This is a genomic window from Pseudomonas fuscovaginae SE-1 (assembly GCF_000364705.1).
Taxonomy (GTDB): domain Bacteria; phylum Pseudomonadota; class Gammaproteobacteria; order Pseudomonadales; family Pseudomonadaceae; genus Aquipseudomonas; species Aquipseudomonas fuscovaginae_A.
The window spans coordinates 51,136-59,344 of the sequence record NZ_AQOH01000015.1; the positions used below are offsets into that span (position 1 = coordinate 51,136).

At 65.9% G+C, this 8,209-nt stretch carries 7 protein-coding genes and 1 pseudogene; all 8 read left to right on the forward strand.

Features of this window, described 5'->3' with window-relative positions; translation table 11 throughout:
* Positions 1-12 precede the first annotated feature (12 nt).
* On the forward strand, positions 13-1,644 hold the full coding sequence (gene sctC, locus K675_RS0102355) for a type III secretion system outer membrane ring subunit SctC (RefSeq protein ID WP_017901904.1): 1,632 nt from the start codon (positions 13-15) through the stop codon (positions 1,642-1,644).
* Positions 1,644-2,756, forward strand: a complete 1,113-nt coding sequence (sctW, locus tag K675_RS0102360; RefSeq protein WP_017901905.1) for a type III secretion system gatekeeper subunit SctW — start codon at positions 1,644-1,646, stop codon at positions 2,754-2,756. Before sctC ends, sctW begins: the two co-directional genes overlap by 1 nt.
* A 6-nt stretch (positions 2,757-2,762) precedes the next feature.
* Positions 2,763-4,817 (forward strand): EscV/YscV/HrcV family type III secretion system export apparatus protein, encoded by a 2,055-nt coding sequence (locus K675_RS0102365; RefSeq protein WP_017901906.1) that lies wholly within the window; start codon positions 2,763-2,765, stop codon positions 4,815-4,817.
* 14 nt (positions 4,818-4,831) lie between these two features.
* Positions 4,832-5,239: a hypothetical protein gene (locus K675_RS0102370; protein ID WP_017901907.1), complete on the forward strand. Its 408-nt coding sequence runs from the start codon at positions 4,832-4,834 to the stop codon at positions 5,237-5,239.
* On the forward strand, positions 5,218-6,525 hold the full coding sequence (gene sctN, locus K675_RS0102375) for a type III secretion system ATPase SctN (RefSeq protein ID WP_198291602.1): 1,308 nt from the start codon (positions 5,218-5,220) through the stop codon (positions 6,523-6,525). The genes K675_RS0102370 and sctN overlap by 22 nt, the downstream gene beginning before the upstream one ends.
* Positions 6,509-6,964 carry a hypothetical protein gene (locus tag K675_RS0102380; RefSeq protein ID WP_017901909.1) on the forward strand — a complete coding sequence of 152 codons (456 nt, stop codon included), beginning with the start codon at positions 6,509-6,511 and terminating at the stop codon, positions 6,962-6,964. Before sctN ends, K675_RS0102380 begins: the two co-directional genes overlap by 17 nt.
* Positions 6,965-7,098: 134 nt before the next feature.
* Positions 7,099-7,788 (forward strand): hypothetical protein, encoded by a 690-nt coding sequence (locus tag K675_RS0102385; RefSeq protein WP_157383899.1) that lies wholly within the window; start codon positions 7,099-7,101, stop codon positions 7,786-7,788.
* Positions 7,789-7,805: 17 nt separating this feature from the next.
* Positions 7,806-8,209: pseudogene (locus tag K675_RS0102390) on the forward strand (FliM/FliN family flagellar motor switch protein); the annotation flags it as partial.

Below are 8,209 nucleotides of genomic sequence, written 5' to 3' on the forward strand. Positions count from 1 at the left end.
GCGTTGCGAGCGATGCGGCATTGGCTTGGCGCCTTGCTGCTTTGCCCGTTGTGCTGGAGCGTCAGTGCCGCGCCGGGCAAGAGCGGCGATTACGTGGCTCGCGAAGAAGGCCTGCGCAGTTTCTTTTCCGCCCTGTCGGCCCCGCTGGGCAAACCGATCATTGTCAGCAAGGCCGCCGCCGCCAAACGTATCACTGGCGAGTTTGCGCTGCATTCGGCCCGTCAGACCTTCGACCGCATCGTCGCCCAGTTGGGGCTGATCTGGTACAGCGACGGCCAGGCCATCTACCTGTACGACGCCTCCGAGGTGAAAAGCTCGGTGGTGGCGCTGCGGGTGATCAGCGTCGACACCCTCAAGCAGTTCCTGCGCCAGTCGGGCCTGGAGGATTCGCGTTATCCCCTGCGCAATGACGGGCGCCGGACCTTCTACGTCTCCGGCCCGCCGATCTATGTCGATCTGGTCATGCAGGCGGCGCAACTGATGGACAACCGGCCTTCGGAGCTGCTGCTCGGCCAGCAGCGGATCGGCGTGATCCATCTGCTCAATACCTTCGTCGGTGACCGCGAGTACGAACAGCGCGATCGCAAGGTGTCGATTCCCGGCATGGCCACGGTGATCGAGAGTCTGCTCAAGAACGAACCTGGCGGAGTCGAGCCCCAGGTCGAGGTCAAGACGGTCTCCGGCAGCCCGTTGCGCATGCCGCAGTTCCCCCTGGAAGGGCTGGCGACGCCGATTTCCCCGGACGACCCCACCGCTCCTCGGGTACTGGCGCGGGAAGCCGCTGCCGGCAATATCCGCGTGGTGGCGTACCCGGATACCAACAGCCTGCTGGTCAAGGGCCTGCCCGAACAGGTGCGTTTCATCGAGAACCTGGTGGCGGCGCTGGATGTGCCCAAGCGTCATGTCGAACTGTCACTGTGGATCATCGACCTGAACCAGGACGAGCTGAATCAGCTCGGGGTGAGCTGGCAGGGCGGGATCAAGGTCGGTTCGCAGTTGCAGGTGTCGCTCAACGCCGGCTCGGTGACCACCCTGGATGGCGTATCCTTCATGACCCGCGTCATGGCCCTGGCCCGGAAGAAACGCGCCAACGTGGTGGCGCGGCCGGTGATCCTGACCCAGGAAAACGTACCGGCGCTGTTCGACAATAACCGCACCTTCTATACCCAACTGCTTGGCGAGCGCAGCGTCGATCTGCAGAGCGTGACCTACGGGACCCTGGTCAGCGTGCTGCCGCGCTTTGCCATCGCCGATGAAATCGAGATGTCGCTGAACATCGAGGACGGCAGTGAAGTCGAGCGCAGCGAGGGCGACGGCAGCGCGCTGCCGGTGGTCGGACGTACCCGCATCAACACGGTGGCCCGGGTGCCGCAGGGCAAGAGCCTGCTGGTCGGCGGCTTCACCCGTGACGACTACAGCGAGCAGGTCGCGCGAATTCCCCTGCTCGGTTCTATCCCGCTGATCGGCGGGCTGTTCCGTTACCGGGTCGACAGCTCGGCGAACACCGCCCGGGTGTTCCTGATCCAGCCGAGGGAAATTCTCGGCGCGCTGCAGGCAGGTACCCAGGACCTGGGCAAGGGCCTGATGAGCGCCGAACAGCAGGAAGCGGTGCGCCGGGCTTTCATGCGGGCGGTGGATGGCTGATGGCGGCGATCGATTCCCTTTCGAACCGTGCCTTCCTGGCCCGCCTCGACGCCGCCCGGCAGGATGCCCGGGCGCAGCCCGACACCGAATCGAATGACCCGGATGCGAACCCGGTGGCACTGTTGCAGCGCTTTATCCAGAACAGCGACGAGATGTCCGCGGCACTGGCGCGTTTTCGCCAGCGCCGGCATTTCGAGCTCAAGGCTGAAAACCGGCCGGAGAGCTTCGAGTCGGTCCTCGACGAGGATGTGCTGCCCAAGGCCCGTCAGGTGCTGGCGCTGGCCCAGTCGACGGACAAGCCTGTCGAGTGGCTGTTGCAGGCAGCCCGTGGGTTATTCCCCGATGACAGCGATCTGGTGCTGGTACTGCGTGAACTGCTGCGACGCGGCAAGCTGCACGCTGACACCCGCCAGCGCCTGGAACAGTTGCTGGAAACCGTGGTCGCCCAGGCGTCGCCCCGGCGACTCAAGGCCGGTATCAACAGTGCGCTGAAAGCCCGTTTGTTTGGCCAGGCGATGGCGTTGCGCGCCGGGCTGCTGCGCGAGGCCTACCGCGACTACCTGGAGAGCGAAGCCGCGGCGGTCGCCTGCTACGAGGACTGGGTGGCCCTGTTCGGTGCCGGGCGGCGGGCCACGGTGCTGGCCTTCATCGAGGCGGCGCTGCTGACGGATATCGCCGCCCAGGACCCCAGTTGCTCGCGCCAGGAGTTCGGCCCCCTGCTGGCCCGTCTCACCGATCTGAAACGCCTGCGTTCGGCCGATGCCGGGTTTGTCGCCAGGCTGTTGGGTGATGAACTGGTGTGCCGGTTCAACGACGAGGAAGCCGACTGGCTGGTGTTTTTCTTCGGTGTGCTCAGGTACCCCGGCGAGCTCGACCAGCTGTTGTCCGGGGTGTTCGGCGAACGGTTGCTGCTGGCGCTGTACCGCGAGCGTTCGGCACTGCTGCAGGTGGTGCGGCGGGCCTGCCTGCGGCTGCCCCACGAGCTGTTCGCCGAGGGTGACGCCCCGCAGCAGTTGGCGCAACGGTTTCTTGCGCTGGCCGAAGGGGTGCTGGTCCATGAGCAGATCGAGCGGCGGCGCGGCGTGTCGCCGATTGACGCGTCGGGAAACTAGCCGGCCATGCCCGATCGATTCCTGCGCGCGGTCTCGGCCCGCCCCGAACTGCTGATCCTGTCGCTGATGGTGATGATCATCGCGATGCTGATCATTCCCCTGCCGACGTCCCTGGTGGATTTCCTGATCGGCCTGAACATCGTCATTTCGCTGCTGATCTTCATGGGCTCGTTCTACATCGAACGCATCCTTGGCTTTTCCACCTTCCCGGCCCTGCTGCTGCTGACCACGCTGTTCCGCCTGGCGCTGTCGATCAGTACCAGCCGGTTGATCCTGACCCAGGCGGATGCCGGCGAGATCATCGCCTCGTTCGGCGAGTTCGTGATCGGCGAGAACCTGGTGGTGGGCTTCGTGATCTTCGCGATCGTCACCGTGGTGCAGTTCATCGTCATCACCAAGGGCTCGGAGCGGGTCGCCGAAGTGGCGGCGCGCTTTTCCCTGGACGGCATGCCGGGCAAGCAGATGAGCATTGACGGTGACCTCAAGGCCGGTGCCATCGACGCCGACCAGGCACGCGAGAAGCGCAACGTGCTGGAGCGCGAGAGCCAGCTCTACGGCTCCTTCGACGGGGCGATGAAGTTCATCAAGGGCGATGCGATTGCCGGAATCATCATCATCTTCGTCAACTTTCTCGGCGGCATCGCCATCGGGGTCGGCCAGTTGGGCATGGACTTCGGCGCGGCCCTGTCGATCTACACCCTGCTGACCATCGGCGACGGCCTGGTGGCGCAGATCCCGGCGCTGCTGATCGCCATCGGCGCCGGTTTCATCGTCACCCGGGTCAATGGCGACGAGGCCAACCTGGGGCGCAACATGCTCACGCAGATGTTCGCCAACCCGTTCGTGGTCGGGGTCACCGCCTTGCTGGCGGTGGCGGTCGGGACCTTGCCGGGGTTTCCGCTGGGGACCTTCGTGGTGATTGCCGCGGTGCTGGCGCTGGTGGTGTTCCTGCGCTGGCGCAAGCCACGTGCCGCCGTTGGCGAGGCCCGGCAGGGCGAGTTGCCGACGCCGGCGGAGCCATTGGCGGATGGCGAACTGGGGCTGCTGGACAGCGTCGACGAGATCGCCACCGAGACCGTGGCACTGATCCTTCTGGTGCCCACGGTGCGGCTGGACGAGTTGCGTGCGGCGAGGATCGCCGAACGCTTTCGCAGCCAGTTCTTCGTCGATTACGGGCTGAAGATCCCACTGCCGCAATTGCGCGCCTCCGAGCTGCTGCCTGGCCACCAGGTCGCGGTGTTGATCAACGAAGTGCGTGCCGACCAGTTCGATATCCATTTCGATCACTGGCGGATCCTCGACTATTCGCCGGAACTGGCCGCCATGGGCCTGCCGCTGGTCCGCGGGCGCGACAGCAACAACCTGGAAAGCATCTGGATCGCCGCGGCCGGCAAGGGCACCGTCGGCGAGCTGGGCTATCGGTTGCGAGCCGCCTACGACGAGTGCTACCGCTGCCTGGTGATCCTGCTGGCGCGCAACATCAACGAGTTCTTCGGCGTGCAGGAAACCAAGGCGCTGCTGGACGAAATGGAAGGGCGCTACCCGGACCTGCTCAAGGAGGTCTATCGCCACGTCACCGTGCAGAAGATCGCCGAGATCCTCCAGCGCCTGGTCGGCGAGCGGATCTCCGTGCGCAACCTGAAGCTGATCCTCGAATCCCTGGCCCACTGGGCATCCAGGGAAAAGGACAGCATCGCTCTGGTCGAGCATGTGCGTGGCGGCCTGGGACGCTACATCAGCAACAAGTTCGCCCACGGCAACGACCTGCGCGTGCTGTTGCTGTCAGCGGAGTTCGAGGACGTAGTGCGCCAGGGCATCCGCCAGACCTCCAGCGGCAGCTTTCTCAATCTGGAGCCGGCGCAATCCGAGGACCTGATCGATCGGCTGAGCCTGGGCCTGGAAGGCCTGCATGTGCCGCAGAAAGACCTGGTGCTGCTGTGCTCGGTGGATGTGCGGCGCTATATCAAGAAACTGGTCGAAGGACGATTTCGCGAGTTGGACGTCATGTCCTTCGGCGAGATCAGCGAGACCGTTTCCGTCAATGTCATCAAGACCCTGTGAAGGAAAAAGTACCCATGCAGAATATGGATATCGCCGAACGCCTGCGGGCCGCGCTGTTGTACAGCGGTTGCACCGATACGCAACTGGGACGCTTCGACGGCCACAGTACCATCGAGCTGGAAATGAAGGAGCAGCCCAATATATGCCTTGACGTGATTGACGGTGACGTCTGGCTGTGGAGCGTGCTGGCGCAGATGACGCCTTCGACCTTCAGCTACAGCGCCAAGGCGCTGCTGCGTTATCTGCTCAAGGGCAATGCCGACGCGCGCACCGGCCAATTGCAGCTGTTCGAGGCCAATGGGCAGCTCGAGGTGCGACTGATGCTGGGCGAGCCGGCGCTGGCCAGCGACCAGTCGTTTGCCGAGGCGATCGACGGGTTCATGCGCGACACCGAGGAACTATGTCACATCATTCGCCAGTGAGCGTGCTGCGGCTCGAACGCCGCGGTGCCCATCCGCGGCGGCTGAATGGTCCGTTGATCGAGGCGGCGTTGCATGGGGTATCCATCGGCGAAGTCTGCGAGGTGCGTCGGCACTGGGCTTCGAGTGAACAGTTGGCACGTGCCCAGGTGATAGGCTTCAAGCCCGATGTGGTGGTGCTCAGCCTGCTCGGTGAGGCGCGTGGGTTGTCGCGCGAGTCGATGATCGTACCGACCGGCTCGACGTTGCGCCTGTATTGCAGCGCCGGGATGCTCGGCAGCGTGCTTGACGCCCGCGGCAGTATTGTCGAGCGCCTGGCCCCGGCGGTGGGGTTCGACGGCGCGGATTACCCGGTGGATGCCGACCCGCCGTCCTACCAGCAGCGGCGCCCGGTGAGCGAGCCTCTGATGACCGGTATCCGCGCGATCGACGGCCTGCTGACCTGCGGTGTCGGCCAGCGCATGGGCATCTTCGCCGCCGCCGGTTCGGGCAAGACCTCGCTGATCAACATGCTGATCAGCCACACCGATGCCGACGTGTTCGTCATCGGCCTGATCGGTGAGCGTGGGCGTGAGGTGACGGAGTTCATCGAACATCTGCGCCACAGTCACAATCGCGCGCGTTGCGTGGTGGTCTACGCCACCTCCGACCTGTCCTCGGTGGACCGTTGCAACGCGGCCCTGCAGGCGACCGCGGTCGCCGAGTACTTTCGCGACCAGGGGCACTGTGTGGTGCTCCTGCTCGACTCGCTGACCCGCTATGCCCGTGCCCGGCGCGACCTGGCCCTGGCGGCTGGCGAGATGCCGGCGCGGCGCGGCTACCCGGCCTCGGTCTTCGATGCCTTGCCGCGCCTGCTCGAACGCCCCGGGCACACCGCGCGCGGCAGCATCACCGCGTACTACACGGTGCTGCTGGAAAGCGACGACGAGCCTGATCCCATTGCCGAAGAGATCCGTTCGATCCTCGACGGGCACATCTACCTGAGCCGCAGCCTGGCCGCCAAGGGCCATTTCCCGGCGATCGACGTGCTGCGCAGCACCAGCCGGGTGGCACAGCAGGTGACCGACGAGACGACCCGGCGCCTGGCGGCCGCGACCCGCGAGGTGCTGGCACGGCTGGAGACATTGCAGGTCTTTCTCGATCTGGGCGAGTACAGCCCGGGGGCCGACGCGGCCAATGACCAGGCCATGGCCTGTCGTGACGAGCTGCAGGCCTGGTTGCGCCAGGCCTGCGACGAGCCGAGCCAGCCGGACGAGACCCTGAGGAGCTTGCATGAGCTCATTGGCTGATATCGATCGCCTGCTGCGCTTTGGCGCCTGGCGTCTGCGCCGGGACGAGACGGCATTGCTGCGGCTGCGGCAGCGCCGGGTGCGGTTGCTGCGCGAACTGTCGGCGCTGGATGAGCAGGAGGGCTCGCTGCGGGCCCTGCTCGGCAGTCATCGCGCCGAGAACTGCGTGCTCGATCACTGGCAGTTGCTGGAGACCCTTCGGCGCCAGGCGGCCATTCGCCGGCAGATCCAGATACTGGAGCTGGAGCGCCAGCCGCTGCATGAGCAGCGTGTGCAACTGGAGCAGCAGGTGCGGCAGTGCCAGCAGGCGCTGGAGTCGATGCGGCGCAAGCAGTCGAAGTATGCCGTCTTGCGTCAGCGCCTGGGCCACGAACTTCGGCTGCGGCGCTTGCGTCGCGATGAAGGTGAAGTCGATGAGTTGATAGGAATGAAACGATGAACAGCATTTCACCGGTGTTACCCGTCGTTGAGCTCGTGCCGGAGGAGGGGATCGAAGGGTGGCGGCCGACGGGGCCGGACACCTCTGTCGTCGATGAAGAGTCATTACCCGAAGGGGTGGCCCTGCTACTGGCGGTGCTTGATCCACCGTCCAGGATGGCGAACCGTCCGGGAGGGCGGTCGACGGCGGCGGCCGGTCAGCACGCCAACCTGGGCGACGTGCCTGGGGCGTTCCTGGACACCGCGAAACCCGCCGGGGTAGCGGCGGCGAAGAGCGTTGTGCCGATCGGTGATGACTTGTCCCGTGGCGAGAGAGACATCGTCGGCGCCGAGGGGCCGTTTCGTGGTGGACCGGCTGCCCCGGTACAAGGCGTAACGGTTGAAGAGGGGCCGGCCGTGGCCGCCGGCGAGAGTCCCGAGTCTGCCGAGGTTGTCCGGGAAGACGCAGCCCTGCGGGTCGTCGGCGAGCTCTCCCATGGCATCGCGCAGACCAGGTCCGAGACCCTGGCCCCGTTGGCGCAGCCGTTGCTCGAAGGCGCGGCCGAGGAGCGGACTACGATGTCCGGGCAGCAGGAGGAGGCATCGCCGCAGTCGTGGGAGCAGGATGAGGAAACGAGTACCGAGTTCCTCCAGGTGCCTTTCAGCAACGAGCGAGCCCAGGGGCGGGTACTGGTCAGCCGGGACGGCACCGGGGAGCCCGGGTTGTTGATCCGCGCGAGCGGTCGGCAGGTGTTCGAGCAGCTCGCAGGACATTTCGATCAGGCCCGACAGCCGCACTGGCGGCTGGGTGATGTGCCCGGTAATGACGGGACTGGCTCGCAGTGACGCGATGGCGGCCAGGATTGCGCCGAGTCGATCCACTGGAGTATGCGCGCCGGCAGGCGGTCGAGCGTTGGCGGCTGGCGGGATACCGGGCCGATCTGCACGCGCCGCCGGTTGGCGGCGAATACCTGGAGTTCTGCGCCGAAGGACCTGGCGGCGGCTGGCAGGGCCTGCTCGACGCCCGTCAATGGCTCGCTGGCCTGTTGCCGACTTTGCCGGCCTTGCTGAAGACGCCGTGCGCCCTCGAACGGATCGTCGAGCTGTTCCGGGCCCTGGCACGTCCCGTGGAGGTGGGGCTGGAGGAGCTGGGTTACGAGCGGCAGGCATCGGTCGCGGTGAGCGGTGCGCAGGTATGGGATCGTCCTCTGCCGCGAATTGCCACGACCCGGGGGCCGTTGTGGCTGTTGCGCCTGCCCGAGCCGCT

Bases quoted from the DNA above. Each gene is read 5' to 3' on its own strand.
- sctC (WP_017901904.1), top strand. From the start codon at position 13: ATGCGGCATTGGCTTGGCGCCTTGCTGCTTTGCCCGTTGTGCTGGAGC.
- sctW (WP_017901905.1), top strand. From the start codon at position 1,644: ATGGCGGCGATCGATTCCCTTTCGAACCGTGCCTTCCTGGCCCGCCTC.
- K675_RS0102365 (WP_017901906.1), top strand. From the start codon at position 2,763: ATGCCCGATCGATTCCTGCGCGCGGTCTCGGCCCGCCCCGAACTGCTG.
- K675_RS0102370 (WP_017901907.1), top strand. From the start codon at position 4,832: ATGCAGAATATGGATATCGCCGAACGCCTGCGGGCCGCGCTGTTGTAC.
- sctN (WP_198291602.1), top strand. From the start codon at position 5,218: ATGTCACATCATTCGCCAGTGAGCGTGCTGCGGCTCGAACGCCGCGGT.
- K675_RS0102380 (WP_017901909.1), top strand. From the start codon at position 6,509: ATGAGCTCATTGGCTGATATCGATCGCCTGCTGCGCTTTGGCGCCTGG.